Here is a 17,701-nt window from a genome sequence, read left to right as displayed (position 1 = left end):
GCCTATAGCTCAGCTGGTTAGAGCGCACGCCTGATAAGCGTGAGGTCGATGGTTCGAGTCCATTTAGGCCCACCATAATTGTTCCGCAGTAGCTCAGTGGTAGAGCTATCGGCTGTTAACCGATCGGTCGTAGGTTCGAGTCCTACCTGCGGAGCCATATTTATAGAGAAGTACCCAAGTGGCTCAAGGGGCTCCCCTGCTAAGGGAGTAGATCGCGAACGCGGTGCGAGGGTTCGAATCCCTTCTTCTCTGCCAGAACTGGCCCGTTGGTCAAGTGGTTAAGACACCGCCCTTTCACGGCGGTAACACGGGTTCGAATCCCGTACGGGTCATACTAAAAGAGATAGCATAATCTGCTATCTCTTTTTTGTTGTGTATAAATATAAAAGAAGCTATAACAGATTATAAATAATCAATTTAAAAAAGTTATATTAATTTAAATAGGATTACCTCTTCTTATACATAAGAAAAGAGGTAATCCTATTTTTTGAATATGTTTTAACTCTCTGCTGAGCGGCCATCCGGTTTCATAACAGCATGACTATATGCGGAGTGAAGAGTTTTGTATCCTAAAAGTGCAATAGTTAAGGCAAGGCCTCCTGCTATAATAGCCACACTAAATCCTGCCCGAGCTCCAAAGTTATCAATAACTAAACCAGCTATCGCCGATCCTAGGGAGACTCCAATACCAAGTCCTGTAATTGCCCAAGTCATTCCTTCAGTTATTTTTGATTCAGGTACGATTTTTTCCACAAGTCCCATAGTAATAATCATTGTAGGAGCGACAGATAACCCTGCAAAGAAAACAATAACTACTAGCCAAGGAATAGTGTTTACGAAAACTAGTGGCAGCATTGTTATCATGGACAGTGTGACTGCTATTAAAAACTGATTATAGGGTGGAGTATTGAGTTTAAGAGTACCGAAAATTAGACCTGCAAGGCATGAACCGATTGCATAGACAGAAAGCACAAAGCTAGCAGCTACCGTGTTTTCTTGATGTTCAGCAAAAGCTACACTAACGACATCTATTGTGCCAAATATAGTCCCTATGGCGATGAGTGTGAATACTAGTACTCGTAAAGAACCAATTTTAAACACTGTTCCTTTGTTTGTAATGTCGTGAGGGTGTACAGGCGGTTCTGTGCTTTTTTGCATGGTGAATAGGCATACCCCAATTGTAAGAAAAACAGATGATAAAAGTGGGCCTGCTTCTGGGAAGAACATAACACTTAAACTGACAGATAATACAGGCCCAATTATGAAGCAAATTTCGTCGACAACCGACTCGAAGGAAAATGCTGTATGCAATTTATGGGATCCACGGTATAGTTTAGTCCAACGTGCACGCACCATGGCTGACATGTTGGGCATACAACCTGCACATAAGGCGGATAGAAATAGCGTCCAATAAGGAGCTTCATATTTCGTGCATAGAAGTAAGAGGATCGTAAAGAAAACACTGATACCTGTAGTCGGAAGAAGTATGCGAGATTGCCCTAATTGATCGGCCATCCGAGAAATATGAGGAGCTAGTAAAGCTGATGATAATGTAAAGGTGGCTGCAACAGCTCCAGCAAGCCAATAGTCACCACGTAACTGAGATAACATTGTAACAATACCAATGCCCATCATTGATATGGGCATCCGAGCTATAAATCCTGCTAATGAGAATCCTTTTGTACCAGGAGCACTGAAAATTTCACGGTAGGAATTAAACATAATAATCACCAAAGTATTTGACGTTTACATATACATTCTTCATTCTTTTAACTCCTCCTCTGTTTCATTAATACCTTCTATAAAAAGGGACAGTGAGTCAATGTAGGGGATGGGTAAGAAGTTATATTATCTTGTAAGCTAGAAATAATTGACATACGCACCGTATGCCAATATCATATTAACATACGGTGCGTATGTCAATTGAAATGTTTTATCTCTGGATAGAGAGCTGACGTTCAAAGGAGTTATTCTTTTACATAGAGAACGATACTATAATGCGATTTATTTTGAATAAAGAGAATGAATAGAAATAGGAGGAAAAGATGGTTAAAAAAACGAGAGCAGAAATGATTACTGAAACACGTGCTAAATTGCTGAGTGCAGCAAGAGAGGCTTTTGGTACAGTTGGATATGTAAACACGTCTATGGATGATTTTACAGCATCTGTCGGTTTAACACGTGGTGCAATTTATCATCATTTTGGTGATAAAAAAGGGTTGTTAGAAGCAGTTGTAAAAGAAATTGACATGGAAATGGATAATAAATTAGGGGAAGTATCAAATGAGGCGGAAGGAAAATGGGAAGGATTTGTTGGGCGTTGTCGTGCGTATTTAACAATGGCACTTAATCCAGAAATTCAGCGAATCGTACTTCGAGATGCACCAGCAGTATTAGGAAATAGTTATTATCAATCATCACAGTCGCAATGTTTAACGACGATGGCGGAGATACTTCAACAATTAATGAAGGACTCTATTATTGAAAAAACGGACTGTGAAGCCTTAGCAAGATTCATAAATGGCGGACTAGTGGACCTTGCTTGTTGGATTGCGAATTCTGAAGATGCAGAGATGCAGTTGTCTAAAGCTTTGCATGGCCTATCACTTATATTGGATGGTTTATTACTAGAAAAGAACGCTTAATTTTAACGGATATTTTTTAATATACAGTAATGGTTAAAAGGGAGGTGATAAAGTATAGGCTAATTCATTTATTTCACCGTAGTCTATATAGGCCAACTGACGTCCAGCTTATAAGGGGATAATGTGTTAGTTTGATTATAGAAATTGAATTTAGTTATAGGGAATAATCGAATCACATTCTTTTTGTTCACAATCTAAAGAAAACGCCTCCATTGAAATGGATTCCACACCTATTCTAATAACTTTACACTCTATGTGAAAAAGTTCACAAATAGGTCATAATTTGTGAAGTAATTCACAATAATACGTGCTACAATATGAGTGTAAAGAAGTTAAACAACATTAAATTAGTATTTTAATTAATTACTTAAACAATCATAAAAAATAGATGTGAACAATAGAGAGGGGAAATTACCATGAAAAAAGGTATCAATCGTGTAGTATTAGTAGGAACAGGAGCTGTAGGTTGTAGTTACGCTTACTCAATGATCAACCAAGGTGTAGCTGAAGAGTTCGTATTAGTAGATGTTAATGAAGCAAAAGCAGAAGGGGAAGCAATGGACTTAAGCCATGCGGTACCATTCTCTCCATCACCAACAAAAGTTTGGAGCGGTAGCTATGCAGATTGTAAAGATGCAGATTTAGTAGTTATCACTGCTGGATTACCACAAAAGCCAGGTGAAACTCGTTTAGACTTAGTTGAGAAAAATACAAAGATCTTTAAACAAATCGTTCGCGGTATTATGGATAGTGGATTCGATGGAATCTTCTTAATCGCAACTAACCCAGTTGACATTTTAACTTACGTAACTTGGAAAGAATCTGGTTTACCAAAAGAGCGCGTAATCGGTTCTGGTACTACTTTAGACTCTGCTCGTTTCCGTTACATGTTAGGTGACTACTTAGATGTAGATCCACGTAACGTTCATGCTTATATCGTTGGTGAACACGGTGACACTGAACTTCCAGTATGGAGCCACGCTACTATCGGTGTACAAAAACTAGAAACAATCTTAGCTAACAACGAACAGTACAATCAAGAAGACTTAGATAAAATCTTCGAAAACGTACGTGATGCAGCTTACCATATTATCGAGCGTAAAGGTGCAACTTACTACGGAATCGGTATGTCACTACTTCGTGTAACTAAAGCAATCTTAAACAACGAGAACAGCGTATTAACTGTATCTGCATACCTTGAAGGTCAATACGGAGAGAAAGATGCTTATGTAGGTGTTCCAGCTGTAATTAACCGCGAAGGTGTACGTGAAATCGTAGAACTTGAGCTAAATGAAGATGAAAAAGCGAAATTCGCTCATTCTGTAAAAGTATTAAAAGAAACAATGGCACCAGTACTATAATAATTGCTAAATAATTCAGAGGTGGGAAACTGCTTCTTACCTCTGAACTTATATAATTTAATATAAATTCCTTTTCCGGTTTCCCTTGTATATCCCCAATATACCCCTTTTGCTGGATAAGGGTCGTTTATAGAAAAGAGCACTCTACTTTACGTAGAGTGCTCTTTATTATCCCGCATTAACGGGCAGTAAGATCCCCACCTCAAAATGCAGCGAAAGCAAAGAAGTTAGTTTGGTGATCAACTGCCCGTAAAAGCCCGATTGGTGAGGGCTGATAATCAGTGGGGGATGAACACCCCCCACTGATTAAAGTTTCACTTTATCATTTTTTAGGCGTTAATCCCAATTTCTTTAAAATATCTGTCAGTGTACCGCTTTTTGATTTTTCTACAGGTGTTTGTGATTTAGATGCATCTGGCCCTTTTTTCAAGAAGTTCTTTTCAACGAAGCGAATATCTTTTTCGTCGACAATCCCATCTTTATTAAGGTCTCCGTCTTTTACAGTTAGTCCTTTTTTACCATAGTTGCTAGCGATAATTTCAGCATCTTTAATATCGATTACTTTATCAGCATTTACATCGCCGGCAAGGTTTTCGTCAGGTCTTGCATAATAATATTGGCCAAGCAGCTTACCGTCTTTTTCAGTACCAAGTTTCGTTGTTAGGCGGCTTGTTAAATGTCCTGGCACTTCTACATATAGGTTATAGTCGCGTTTATTAACTGGAAGTCCATTTAGTTTGAAGTACCCATATTTATCTAGTGAACCTTCAAACTTATGACGGTAAGAATCAGTTGCGTATACTTTTACGCCAAGCTTTGCATAATCAAACTTTTCATCTAAATATCCACGTTCATTTAAGAATGCACCAGGTTTAATATTTCCTTCTACTAGTGAATTTAAGGACATAACTGAGAATGTTTGATCTTGAAGTACACGCATTCTATTTGGTTCTGATTCACCTTGTTTCCAGTAAACAAAAATTGGTGACTCTAATTGAGCGTTTGCTTCATAAAATTCATCATTTTCTACTTTGAAAGTTACATCAATGAACGGGAAATCACCATCTAATCCAGCAAAGTTTTTGTCATCGATAGCGCCACCAACTGTAACCGAACCTGCCTCTAGTTTCGGTTCATTTACTTTTGCGGTTACTCCTTTTTCGGAAAGTAGCTTTTCAAAAGCAGGATTAAATTTCGCATTTGCAAATTTGAAGTTCTTCTCTAGGAAGTTTACATTAAATTGCCCAGCAACAAATTGTTTTACGTGTTTTGCATTTAGTGTTACTGTGAACTCGTCATTTTTATATAATTCTTTTTTATCGTAACTAGCTTTCGCATATTGAGCACCTTGCGGGATAAACCAGTAGTTATTTACACCGCTTGGATAGTCAGCTCCTGTAGTTGCATAATCGAAAATATATACGCCTGTGTTCATTGGACCTTCCGTTCTGAAGGAGTCAGGTGTAATGCCAACTTTAAAGTCGCCATTTGCATTAATCGGTAAAAACTTATGCAAGTATGGAGAATAGTCATAGTACATAATGCCATTCGCTTCTTGCGTAATGTTTAATCCTTTTCCTTTTAAGTAGTCAACGTTTGAATCGTATACATTTCCTTTAATCCATAGTGCTTTTTTGCCATCTTCTACTGTATAATTTTCTTCATTTAACTCGTAAATACCAGGTTTTAATCCAGTTAGTTTCACTTCTGGTGGTGTATTATCAATTACAACATAATCACCTTTTACACGTGCTTTCCCAGCCTTATCATAACCGACAAACTCAATTGTGTAGTCTCCTTCTGGTAAGTTGATTTTCTCATCACCAATTGGTTTTGCAGGATCATTTGTAAAAGGATACACTTTTCCATTAAAGAATGAGTCTAAGTAGTAATACACATCAGTTTTTAGTCCACTTGTGTTTAATGTTCCAATGAAGCCAAGAGCTTTATTTGTTTTGGAATCTTTTACGATAAGATCTAACGTTTCAAGTTCGCTGTTTAATTGGAATGCCCCGTGAACATACGATTCACCGTATGGATTAAATTTAGATGTATCAGTTGAAATCGCTTTTCTTGATAGTATTGCATTTTCAATACCAGGCTCTGATACACGAATAGAGAATGGGATTTGATATGTTTCTTCTTTATTTTTCGTGTTCGTAATATGAATATATCCTTCATATCGGCCTTGTTTTACACCGGCTGGAACATTAATTTTTGCTTCAATTTCATCTGCTTTGCCAGCATCAAGAGTAATTGTTTCTGGAGCTGAGATTTTTACACCGTTTGCGACAGCATCGTTAATAGTAGAAGAAGCCGGTGTATAAGAAATTTCTGTTTTAAATTCTTTTTTCTCTTGTTTATTATGATTAGTTACTTTTATATTTCGTTTTTGTTCAAGAGCTTCACCGTCTTTTTGATAAAACTTACCGAATGCAATAGATCCAGTTTCTTCGGGCACTTCAATTACTTCATCATTTACAACAGTTTGTGTCGTATCTAATACTTTAAAGCTTGTTTCTGTACGAACGGCGTTGTAAGCATCTACTCGCCCAGCTCCAACTTCATACACCGAATATTTTTCTTTTAAATCATCAGCTGTGTTCATAAGAGACGCTTTTACATCGAACGGAGAGTAGTCTGGGTGTTCTTGTAAAATTAGAGCAGCAACGCCAGCAATATGAGGGGAAGCCATAGATGTTCCTTGCATACGCTCATAGGAAACAGCGTAGTTTTCACCCTCTTGCGGGTCGTTAATATATTCAGGAACTGTTGAAAAGACAGCGACACCAGGCGCTGTAATATCAGGCTTAATATCATCATTTGCTGTAACAGGACCGCGTGAGCTAAAGTCTGCAAGATGATCGCCTTCTGTTTGAATGTAATTAATTTCATCGAAAGTTAAGGATGTGCTACCTTGTTCAATTTGAGCTTTTAGTTTTTCACCGTCTTCTTTCGTTAGGCGGAATGCTGGAATGTATTTTGTGCTTTCACCAACGTAGAAAGGAATTTCTCCATCCACGTTGTTATAAATAATAACGGCTTTTGCACCTGCTTGTTTTGCGTTAGCAATTTTTTCATCAAATGAGGTTGTACCACGTGCAACGAGAGCGATTTTTCCTTTCACATCTTTTTTACTAAACTCGTCAGGCGTACCGATTCCTACAGATTCAATAGGTAAAGTTTGTCCCTTAAAATCTTCTATTTTATCAGTGAAGTTTTTGCCGAACAAAATTAGGTTAGGGAATTGTAATTGTCCAGCATGACCTGATAGTTTCGGTAAGGAAATAGAGCTATCACTGGCTCCAACCGTAATAGCAAATGGCGAAGCACCTGGTGATCCGAGTGTTGATGGATTCGGTCCAGAGTTACCAGCAGCAACGACTGTAACAACGCCTGAAAGCATCGCGTTATTAACAGCGATAGATGTTGGATCAAGAGGATTGTTGCTATCATCACCTAACGATAAGTTAATAACGTTCATACCGTCAGAAATAGATTTATCAATTGCAGCGATAATACCTGAACTATCTCCACTTCCGTATGGACCGAGTACACGATAGTTATACAGTTCAATGTCAGGTGCAACACCTTTTACTGCTGAATCAGATTGGTTCTTCTTTTGAGCAGAAACGATACCTGCTACGTGAGTGCCGTGGGCTGTGTAGAAGGCAGAACCACGGTTATCAAATTCAGGAGCACCAGATTGTTGCCATTCTGAATAAGTAGTTTCCATTGGATCTGCATCATTATTAATAAAGTCCCAACCCTTTACTGAATTTGGATCTACTTTGCTAGAGTCCTCGCCAGGTTTTGCGCGATAGCCTTTATATACGTCTTTTAAGTCAGGATGATTGTAATCAATACCTGTATCTAATACGCCAACTTTAATTCCTTTTCCAGTAATGCCCTCACTATGTAACTTATCTACTCCAATTTGCGGGATGCTATCTGTTAGTTTTTGAGGTGCTTTTTGCTCAGCTTGTTTTGGTAAATTTAATTTCACTTCGTAATCTTTCCAAATGCGTTTTACAACACCAATTCGTAACAACTCTTCAACTGTATTTGCTGGTAATGTCATTGCAACACCATTTAGCGCATGCTTATAAGAACGTTTAATTTGTACAGATTGGAAGTTTCCTGATTTTACTGATGGGCTGAATTGATAAAGACGTTTTAGTCCTTTTTCGAATTCTTCATGTTCTTGATCAATACGTACTTTTATATTTTCAGGAGCAGATTGTAATCCTTTTTCTTTTTGTTTTAATTCATTAATCTTTACTGGAGCAGTTTGAAATTCTACAATGATATTTACAGGCTCAGAACTACTCGTATTAATATCTGGTGAAATTGTAAAACCAGGGTTGGCATCTACCGTTTGTAATGCCAGGCTTTGTTCTTTAGAAAGCTTCGATAATATAGAATGAGCATTTGAAGATTCAATTTGGTTAATAGGACTTTCAGCAAGTACATTGAACGGAATGGCAGTTGAAAACAGAACGCCAGCCGTTACAATTCCAGTAACAAAACGGTTTTTCTTTTTCATTTATAGGCCTCCGGTAATATATATTTTTAAAAATTATTTCTCCACACCTGCTGTTTGCTCAGCATGGAATGTCCAGTTTAGCTGCAGGGAATCACCTTGAAATTTATTTTGATCTTGGTCGTTATCTTCAAATGAGAAGAGGACATGTAAGTAATCTGTTTCACCAGATTTAATACCATCTATTAAGTTATGACGTTCTAGAGACGTAGCGACATCTTCAGGTTTCATAGTTTTTAATTTTGATAGTTTTGTTTCCCACAAAATCTCATGATCATCGTTTGAATTAGATGGCTGTCCATCATTCACTAGAAACTTGACGATAATGTGATCACCTAAATCTTCACCGTCATTATTTTGCTTTGCATCTGTAACTTCATATGATGTTTCAAGTGCTACTTTTGCAATATCCAATGTACCTTTATTTTCAAGCTTGAAGTTCCTTTCAATAAAATCACCTGGTTTTAAATCTTTCACATTAACGATTACACTTGGATTAATAGAAAGATCTAGTGTTCCAGCTTGAAATGAGTTACTCGATGTTTCTGAATCACTGAAATAGGCGAATACACCTCCGAATGTAAGGGATAAACCAAGTGAAGCGGTGACAACTCCCATTCCTACTTTTTGTTTTAATGACATAAGAAAGCCCCCTAGTTAAATTTTTATAGAAATCGTTCGCAACAAGGATAAATAAGTAAACATAGTAGTCCGCTATGAATTATAGTTACGAAAGATAACGGTTCTTTATTGAGAACAAGTATATGCTTATGAATTTCGCGTTTCAATAAAAATATGACGAAAAATGTTGAGAAACATTTTTTTATGACAGATTATTTTATGGTTATTTTAAGTGGAAAATAGCGTGAAAGATAGAATAAACCTAATAAAATAAAGGTTGAGAAAAAAATAATAGGAGGAAATATAGAAGTAGAATGAAGCGTTTACAATGAATATTCGTCAAAATTCGATATTTTACACGGAAATGTGAATAAAAACTAACATTTTTAAGAAAAAAACGAATGTTTTTTATAAATTAACAAGGATATTGCAGTTTTTCGCAGAAATAGTTAAAGTATAAAAAATTCTGTCATCTAAGTGAGGTGAGCATATTGAGTGTAATAAATTGTGAAGAAGTGAAACGAGATGAGTTTCATACAGAAAAGTACTATGAAAGTTATAACATCTTTGGCGCACATGTTGTGACGGAAGATGAGATTCAAGGGGTACGATTTACAGTGTGGGCTCCTCATGCGAAAGCAATGAGTGTTGTTGGGGATTTTAATGAGTGGGATTATGAGCAACATAAGATGCTACAAGTGACAGAAGAAGGCATTTGGTCCTTATTTATACCGCATATTGAAGAAGGAGAAATATATAAATATGCGATTGAAACGTTGGCTGGTGACGTCATTTTAAAGGCAGATCCGTATGCTGTATATGCAGAAGTAAGACCGAATACGGCATCTGTAGTTTTTGATATAAAAGGATATGAATGGAATGATAAAAACTGGAATCGTAAGAAAAAGAAAAAATCGATTTATAAAGAAGCGATGACAGTTTATGAATTACATTTTGGTTCTTGGAAAAAGAAAGAAGATGGAACGCTGTACTCTTACAGGGAAATGGTTGAAGAGCTCATCCCGTATGTGGTGGAACATCAATTTACACATATTGAAATTATGCCGCTTGTTGAGCATCCATATGATCGTTCTTGGGGATACCAAGGAACGGGATATTATGCAGCGACGAGTAGATTTGGTACGCCGCATGATTTAATGCATTTTGTCGACGAATGTCATAAATATGGAATCGGTGTCATTTTAGATTGGGTGCCGGGGCATTTTTGTAAAGATGCTCACGGTTTATATTTGTTTGATGGCACACCGACCTATGAATATAAAGATAAAGATGTACAAGAAAATCCAGTATGGGGAACTGTCAATTTTGATTTAGGGAAGAGAGAGGTACGTAATTTCTTAATTTCAAATGCGTTATTTTGGATGAGATATTTCCATATTGATGGTTTCAGAGTAGATGCAGTTGCGAATATGTTGTACTGGAATAAAGAAGGACAAGAGCAAAGTAATGAGCATGCTGTTTCATTTTTAAGAGAGTTAAATGAAGCAGTGTTTGCAGAGGATGAAGATTTTCTTATGACGGCAGAAGATTCAACAGCTTGGCCACTTGTAACAACTCCAACGTATGAAGGTGGGCTTGGATTCAATTACAAATGGAACATGGGCTGGATGAATGACGTGCTGAAATATATGGAGTGTGCGCCTGAATATAGGAAACACATTCATGAGAAAATGACGTTTTCTTTACTATATGCGTACTCTGAAAACTTCATATTACCGCTTTCTCATGATGAAGTCGTTCATGGGAAAAAGTCGTTATTAAATAAAATGCCAGGTGATTACTGGGATAAGTTTGCTCAACTTCGTTTATTATATGGATATTTCTTTACTCACCCAGGAAAGAAGTTACTTTTCATGGGAGGAGAATTCGGACAGTTTGATGAGTGGAAAGACCTTGAAGATTTAGATTGGAATTTACATGATTTTGAAATGCATCGTTATATGCATGATTACTTTAATGAGCTCATAGCATTGTATAAGCGCTCAAAACCACTTTGGCAGCTTGACCATTCACCTGAAGGTTTTCAGTGGATTGATGCTAATAATAATGAGCAAAGTATTTTCTCTTTTATCCGCCAAGGGGATAAACAAGAAGATGCGTTAGTTGTCGTATGTAATTTTACGAAAGCTACATATGAAAACTATAAAGTAGGTGTACCAGATTTCGAGTATTATAACGAGATTTTAAACAGTGATGCACAGCAATATGGCGGTTCGGGGCAAGTGAATAAGAAACGTCTTAAGACAATTCTAGAACCGTACCATAATCAAGCGGCACATGTAGAGATTACAATTCCACCATTCGGCGTATCCATATTACGACCAGTGAAGACGAGAAAGGGGAGCAAAAAACAAGATGGCTCAAAAACAAAAGTGCGTAGCAATGTTACTAGCAGGGGGAAAAGGTAGTCGTTTAAGTGCATTAACAAAAAATTTAGCCAAGCCAGCTGTTCCATTTGGTGGTAAATATCGCATTATTGATTTTACGCTAAGTAACTGTGCGAATTCTGGTATTGAAACGGTTGGGATTTTAACACAATATCAACCACTTGAACTTCATAATTATATCGGAATCGGAAATGCGTGGGATTTAGACCGAGTAAACGGTGGGGTCACAGTATTACCTCCTTATGCGGAGTCTTCAGGGGTTAAGTGGTATACAGGTACGGCAAGTGCCATTTATCAAAATTTAAACTATTTAAGTCAGTATGAACCGGAGTATGTTCTTATTTTATCAGGTGACCATATTTATAAAATGGATTACAGTAAGATGCTAGATTACCATATTGAGAAAGAATCGGACGTATCCATTTCTGTTATTGAAGTACCTTGGGATGAAGCGAGTCGCTTTGGCATTATGAATACAAATGAAGAAATGGAGATTGTTGAGTTTGAAGAGAAACCACAATTTCCAAGAAGTAATCTTGCATCAATGGGAATCTATATTTTTAATTGGTCAATTTTGAAAGAGTATTTAGAGATGGATGCGAGAAACCCTGAATCTAGTAACGATTTTGGAAAAGATGTACTTCCGCTTTTATTGGATGAAGGGAAGAAGTTAATGGCGTATCCGTTTGAAGGATATTGGAAAGATGTTGGAACGGTGAAGAGCTTATGGGAAGCGAATATGGATTTGCTTCGCGATGAAACATCACTGAATTTAAACGATCGTAATTGGCGTATTTACTCTGTCAATCCAAACGAACCGCCTCAATATATTGCTGAAAAGGCGAAAGTAGAAGAATCGCTTATTAACGAAGGGTGCGTCATTGAAGGGGACGTGAAGCATTCTGTGTTATTCCAAGGAGTGACGGTGGAAGAAGGAAGTATGGTGATTGATTCTGTCGTTATGCCAGGGGCTAAGATTGGTAAAAATGTTGTGATTGAAAGAGCGATTGTTGGATCAGAAATGGTTATTGAAGATGGAACAATCATTCGTCCAGAAAAGAATGTTGACGATGTAGTATTAATTGCTGAAGGGAAATAGAAAAGGGGGATGAAATGAATGGGAGAAAAAATGTTAGGAATTATTAATGCAACGGGAAGTTTTCCTTCCTTAAAGAAAGTAACAGGGCATCGTTCACTAGCGGCGTTACCGTTTGGGGGCCGTTATCGACTCATTGATTTCATGCTTTCAAATATGGTGAATTCTAGTATTCATAGTGTAGCAGTTTTTACAAGCCATAAAAATCGTTCGTTAATGGACCATGTTGGTTCAGGAAAACAGTGGGATTTAGATAGAAAACGAGACGGACTATTTTTATTCCCGCCAAACTGCCAATGTGACCAAGATGAATTTGGGTCTTTTGCACACTTTAGAAGACATATTGATTATTTTCTAAGAAGCAGAGAAGAGTACGTTGTTATTACGAATAGCCATCTCGTAACAGCATTAAATTTTCAAGCGGTGTTAGAGCGACATATACATACGGCAGCTGATATTACAGAAGTTTGCCATGAAGGGGTTTCGCTTCAAACATACGTGTTAAAGAAACAATTATTGTTAGACTTATTTGAGTCATATAAAGATGTGGAGCAATACAGTTTATTTGATGTAGTGAGAGAAAAACGCGGGAAATCATTACATATTGCTACATATGAGCATACTGGATATGTAGCAATTATTGACTCGATCGAAAGTTACTATAAGCATAGCCTAGAAATTTTGCAACCTGCTATTTGGAAGCAATTATTTAAGAAAGAAGCGCCGATCTTTACGAAAGTAAAAGATGAGCCACCAACTCGTTATCTAAAGGGTGCAGTCGTGAAAAATACAATGATTGCAAATGGCAGTATTATTGAGGGGGAGGTAGAAAACAGTGTTATTTCCCGTTCAGTTAAAATTGGAAAAGGATCAATTATTCGTAACAGTATTATTATGCAAAAGAGCCAAATTGGAGATAACTGTATAATAGACGGTGTTATTATTGATAAAGACGTGAAAATTGGCGACGGTGTCGTATTAAAAGGAAACATCGATGAGCCGTATGTTGTAGAAAAAGGAAGCGTACAAAACAGTACGATTAATAGTTATTCCTAAAGAATCAGTGGGGGCTTTTTCCCCCACTGATTAAAGTTTTAATTTAAATGAAAACTCGAAGGGAGGAAGCTGCAAGAGGAGTAATAAAAACTTTTCGCGCAGTGGGACAACAAGTGAATATTTTATTTGCAGTATCAGAATGTGTACCGTTTGTGAAATCGGGAGGATTAGCTGATGTAGCGGGTGCGCTCCCAAAAGAGCTGAAAAAATTAGGAGTGGACGTTCGTATTATACTTCCGAATTATAGTCTCATTCCACAAAAGTTAAGAGATGGATGTACGTTACATAAAGTAATTAACGTCCCGCTCGGGTGGAGGAATCAATATTGTGGAATTTTAAAAGGTGAGCAAGACGGAATTACGTATTACTTAATAGATAATGAATATTATTTTAAGAGAGATTCTCTGTATGGTCATTATGATGACGGGGAGCGTTTTTCTTATTTCTCAAAAGCAGTGTTAGAGTGTATTCCGCACCTTGACTTTGAAGTGGATGTTCTTCATAGCCACGATTGGCATACGGCTATGGTTAATTTCTTACTTCGTGAAAAGTATCAAGATAACCCGTTATATGAGCGTATTAAAACGGTATATACGATTCACAACTTGCAGTTCCAAGGAGTATTTCCTCCTGAAGTGATGTACGACTTGTTAGAGCTTGGTGATGAATATTTTCATAGTGAGCAGCTAGAGTTTTATGGAAACATAAACTTTATGAAAGGCGGTATTATCGCTTCGGATCAAATTACAGCGGTGAGCCCGACGTATAAAGAAGAAATTCAATATGAATTTTTCGGTGAGAAGCTAGATGGATTACTGCGAAAATATAATGATAAGCTTAGCGGCATTGTAAATGGTATTGATACGAGCGTATATAATCCAGAAACGGATTCGTATATTAAGGCTCAGTATGATGCAGAGTCATTATATGAAAAGAGTGAAAATAAACGCGCTTTGCAGCGTTATTTTGGTTTGCCAGAAAAAGAGGATACACCAATTATTTCAATGGTAACGAGATTAACGAAGCAAAAAGGTCTTGATTTAGTACGCACTGTATTCCGCGAAATAATGGAAGAAGATGTACAATGTATTATTTTAGGTTCAGGTGATTCGGAATATGAGCAATTCTTTGAGTGGATGGCATATGAGTATCCGGAGAAGGTAAAAGTTTATATCGGATTTAATGAAGAATTAGCGCACCAAGTGTATGCGGGAAGCGATTTGTTTTTAATGCCATCGCTGTTTGAACCGTGTGGACTTGGACAACTTATCGCATTAGCGTACGGTACGATTCCAATTGTAAGAGAAACAGGTGGATTAAACGATACGGTACATTCTTATGATGAAGAAACAGGCGAAGGAAATGGTTTCAGTTTCACGAACTTTAATGCACATGACATGCTGCATACGGTTCACCGTGCAATTGAATTTTATCACGATAAACCAGTGTGGGAGCAGCTTGTAAAACAAGCGATGACTGAAGATTATAGCTGGGAGCAATCGGCTCTTGCTTATAAGGAATTGTATAAAAGTCTCATGGAATAACATGTAGGTGGTGAAAAAATGTTTACTCATGTTGAAAGTTTTAAATCAACTTTTCTAGAAAAGTTAGAGACGATGTATGGGAAAAGTTTCAAAGATTCTACAACTCGTGATCAATATAATACACTCGGTCATATGGTACGTGAGTATATGAATAGTCAATGGATTGCAACGAATGAGAGTTATCGATTCGGAGAGCAAAAGCAAATGTATTACTTGTCTATTGAGTTTTTGCTTGGACGTTTGCTTGGAAGTAACATCTTGAATTTAGGTATTAGAGATGTATGCGAGCAGGGGTTATCTGAACTAGGGATTTCGTTGCAAGAGTTAGAAGAAGTGGAAGCAGATGCAGGCCTTGGTAATGGTGGGCTTGGACGCTTAGCAGCCTGTTTTCTCGATTCACTTGCATCTTTAAACTTGCCAGGACACGGCTGTGGAATTCGTTATAAACATGGTTTGTTTGATCAGAAAATTGTTGATGGTTATCAAGTTGAATTTCCAGAACAGTGGCTTCTTCATGAAAATGTATGGGAAGTAAGAAGGCATGATCAAGCTGTGGAAGTAAGTTATTTCGGCAGTGTTGAACCGCTAGAAATTGACGGGCGTTTAGAGTTTAGGCATACAAATGCAGAAGTCATTATGGCAGTGCCATATGATGTGCCGGTAGTAGGCTATGAGACGAGTACTGTAAACACACTTAGACTTTGGAATGCTGAACCAGTTCCGTTCCCGCAAAACTGCAAAGATATTTTGAAATATAAGCGCGAAACAGAGGCTGTATCGGAGTTTTTATATCCAGATGATACGCATGATGAGGGGAAAATACTTCGGTTAAAACAACAGTATTTCCTCGTATCAGCAAGTTTACAAAATATCGTTCGAATGCATAGAGAAAGATATGGTGACCTTCGTCAATTACATGAAAAAATTGCGATTCACATTAACGATACACATCCGGTTTTAGCAATTCCAGAACTGATGCGTATTTTACTAGACGAAGAAAAGTTAACATGGGAAGAAGCTTGGCACATAACGACGCAGACGATTTCTTATACGAATCATACGACGTTATCAGAAGCGCTCGAAAAGTGGCCAATTCACATTTTTAAACCGTTATTACCGAGAATTTATATGATTATTGAAGAGATTAATGAACGTTTCTGTCATGAACTTTGGGAACGTTATCCTTATGAATGGCATCGCATCGAAGACATGGCAATTATTGCGCATGATCTTGTGAAAATGGCTCATTTAGCAATTGTCGGTAGCCATAGCGTAAACGGTGTAGCAAAAATTCATACGGAAATATTAAAGCAGCGGGAAATGCGATTGTTTTATGAATTTTATCCAGATAAGTTTAATAATAAGACGAATGGAATTGCTCATAGGCGCTGGCTTATGAAAGCAAATCCACAGTTAACAAATCTCATTTCAGAGGCGATTGGAACAGAGTGGAAGAAAGAACCGATTAAGCTTCAATCGTTGCAAACAGTTCAATACGATGCGAGTTTCCAAGAGAAATTTGCAGAAGTAAAACAAGAACGTAAAGAGATTTTAGCGGAGCGCATTCATAATACAATGGGGCTTACGATTGATCCAAATTCTATTTTTGATGTGCAAGTGAAAAGATTACATGCTTACAAACGACAATTATTAAATGTTCTTCATATTTTATATTTGTATAACCGTTTGAAAGAGGATGCTAGTTTTACATTTTATCCGCGTACTTTTATTTTTGGAGCGAAAGCATCACCTGGATATTATTACGCGAAAAAAATTATTAAATTAATAAATGAACTCGCAAGAAAAGTAAATAATGACCCGTATGTCAGTCAATATATGAAAGTTATCTTTCTAGAAAACTATCGAGTTTCTTTAGCGGAAGATATATTCCCGGCAGCGGATGTAAGTGAACAAATTTCAACGGCGAGTAAAGAAGCATCGGGAACAGGTAATATGAAATTTATGATGAATGGTGCGATTACACTCGGAACGCTAGACGGAGCTAACGTTGAAATAAAAGACCGGGTCGGTCATGATAACTGTTTCATTTTCGGCTTAACAGCGGAAGAGGTTCTTCATTACTATCAAAATGGTGGATATCGTGCAAGTGATTATTATCACCACAATAGGCACATTAAAAAAGTAGTTGATCAATTAACAAATGGTTTCTTTGCACAATCGGGAGCAGAATTTGAAGCGATTTATGATTCTCTCGTTATTCAAAATGATGAATATTTCGTTCTGCGAGATTTTGGCCCATATGCTGAAAAACAAGAAGCTGTCGGTAGAGCTTATGAGAACCGAACGAAGTGGCTAGAAATGTCGATTTTAAATATTGCACAGTCTGGTCATTTTGCGAGTGATCGAACGATTTTGCAGTACAGCAATGAAATTTGGGGTATTGGTAATGTAGTTAAACAGTTTTAA

At 37.3% G+C, this 17,701-nt stretch carries 10 protein-coding genes and 3 tRNA genes; 10 read left to right on the top strand and 3 right to left on the bottom strand.

The genetic code is table 11. The features are described 5' to 3' along the window. Positions 1–82 precede the first annotated feature (82 nt). The 3 genes from AC1Q51_RS11660 to AC1Q51_RS11650 all read left to right on the top strand — a co-directional run bounded on the left by AC1Q51_RS11660 (position 83) and on the right by AC1Q51_RS11650 (position 332). Positions 83–157: transfer RNA gene (locus tag AC1Q51_RS11660), tRNA-Asn, on the top strand. Between the two features lie 7 nt (positions 158–164). Next, positions 165–255, top strand: a tRNA-Ser gene (locus tag AC1Q51_RS11655). A 5-nt stretch (positions 256–260) separates the two neighbouring features. Next, a tRNA-Glu gene (locus tag AC1Q51_RS11650) sits at positions 261–332 on the top strand. Positions 333–498: 166 nt separating this feature from the next. Here the strand turns inward: AC1Q51_RS11650 and AC1Q51_RS11645 are convergent. Next, positions 499–1,722 (bottom strand): MFS transporter, encoded by a 1,224-nt coding sequence (locus AC1Q51_RS11645; protein WP_075720466.1) that lies wholly within the window; start codon positions 1,720–1,722, stop codon positions 499–501. Positions 1,723–2,045: 323 nt separating this feature from the next. On the opposite strand from AC1Q51_RS11645, the gene AC1Q51_RS11640 reads away from it, so the two are divergent. Further along, positions 2,046–2,645: a TetR/AcrR family transcriptional regulator gene (locus AC1Q51_RS11640; RefSeq protein ID WP_075717044.1), complete on the top strand. Its 600-nt coding sequence runs from the start codon at positions 2,046–2,048 to the stop codon at positions 2,643–2,645. Between the two features lie 416 nt (positions 2,646–3,061). Continuing rightward, positions 3,062–4,006 (top strand): L-lactate dehydrogenase, encoded by a 945-nt coding sequence (locus AC1Q51_RS11635; RefSeq protein ID WP_000715346.1) that lies wholly within the window; start codon positions 3,062–3,064, stop codon positions 4,004–4,006. Positions 4,007–4,328: 322 nt separating this feature from the next. Here the strand turns inward: AC1Q51_RS11635 and AC1Q51_RS11630 are convergent, their stop codons facing one another. Together AC1Q51_RS11630 and AC1Q51_RS11625 are read right to left on the bottom strand one after the other, a co-directional pair. Beyond that, positions 4,329–8,552 (bottom strand): S8 family serine peptidase, encoded by a 4,224-nt coding sequence (locus tag AC1Q51_RS11630; protein ID WP_492331515.1) that lies wholly within the window; start codon positions 8,550–8,552, stop codon positions 4,329–4,331. A gap of 33 nt (positions 8,553–8,585) precedes the next feature. Continuing rightward, positions 8,586–9,191: a CalY family protein gene (locus AC1Q51_RS11625; protein ID WP_090976753.1), complete on the bottom strand. Its 606-nt coding sequence runs from the start codon at positions 9,189–9,191 to the stop codon at positions 8,586–8,588. A 470-nt stretch (positions 9,192–9,661) separates the two neighbouring features. Between AC1Q51_RS11625 and glgB the strand changes: the two genes are divergently transcribed. The 5 genes from glgB (at position 9,662) to glgP (ending at position 17,701) form a co-directional block, all read left to right on the top strand. Further along, positions 9,662–11,599 carry a 1,4-alpha-glucan branching protein GlgB gene (glgB, locus tag AC1Q51_RS11620; protein ID WP_075717046.1) on the top strand — a complete coding sequence of 646 codons (1,938 nt, stop codon included), beginning with the start codon at positions 9,662–9,664 and terminating at the stop codon, positions 11,597–11,599. Continuing rightward, complete coding sequence (gene glgC, locus AC1Q51_RS11615; RefSeq protein ID WP_000057604.1) at positions 11,547–12,677, top strand: glucose-1-phosphate adenylyltransferase; 1,131 nt, start codon at positions 11,547–11,549, stop codon at positions 12,675–12,677. Before glgB ends, glgC begins: the two co-directional genes overlap by 53 nt. Before the next feature lie 18 nt (positions 12,678–12,695). Next, positions 12,696–13,730: a glucose-1-phosphate adenylyltransferase subunit GlgD gene (glgD, locus tag AC1Q51_RS11610; RefSeq protein WP_000504162.1), complete on the top strand. Its 1,035-nt coding sequence runs from the start codon at positions 12,696–12,698 to the stop codon at positions 13,728–13,730. Positions 13,731–13,843: 113 nt separating this feature from the next. Then, the gene (glgA, locus tag AC1Q51_RS11605) at positions 13,844–15,274 is read left to right on the top strand and encodes a glycogen synthase GlgA (protein WP_029948456.1); all 1,431 of its coding nucleotides are present in this window, start codon (positions 13,844–13,846) and stop codon (positions 15,272–15,274) included. 18 nt (positions 15,275–15,292) lie between these two features. Further along, positions 15,293–17,701, top strand: coding sequence for a glycogen phosphorylase (gene glgP, locus AC1Q51_RS11600; protein ID WP_492331514.1), 2,409 nt, complete (start codon positions 15,293–15,295; stop codon positions 17,699–17,701).

The organism is Bacillus sp. MT94 (assembly GCF_058792475.1).
This window is presented reverse-complemented; position numbering and strand designations above follow the sequence as displayed.

Coding starts and splice junctions, on each gene's coding strand:
- AC1Q51_RS11645 (WP_075720466.1), bottom strand. CDS start 1,722: ATGTTTAATTCCTACCGTGAAATTTTCAGTGCTCCTGGTACAAAAGGA.
- AC1Q51_RS11625 (WP_090976753.1), bottom strand. CDS start 9,191: ATGTCATTAAAACAAAAAGTAGGAATGGGAGTTGTCACCGCTTCACTT.
- glgD (WP_000504162.1), top strand. CDS start 12,696: ATGGGAGAAAAAATGTTAGGAATTATTAATGCAACGGGAAGTTTTCCT.
- AC1Q51_RS11630 (WP_492331515.1), bottom strand. CDS start 8,552: ATGAAAAAGAAAAACCGTTTTGTTACTGGAATTGTAACGGCTGGCGTT.
- AC1Q51_RS11640 (WP_075717044.1), top strand. CDS start 2,046: ATGGTTAAAAAAACGAGAGCAGAAATGATTACTGAAACACGTGCTAAA.
- glgP (WP_492331514.1), top strand. CDS start 15,293: ATGTTTACTCATGTTGAAAGTTTTAAATCAACTTTTCTAGAAAAGTTA.
- AC1Q51_RS11635 (WP_000715346.1), top strand. CDS start 3,062: ATGAAAAAAGGTATCAATCGTGTAGTATTAGTAGGAACAGGAGCTGTA.
- glgC (WP_000057604.1), top strand. CDS start 11,547: ATGGCTCAAAAACAAAAGTGCGTAGCAATGTTACTAGCAGGGGGAAAA.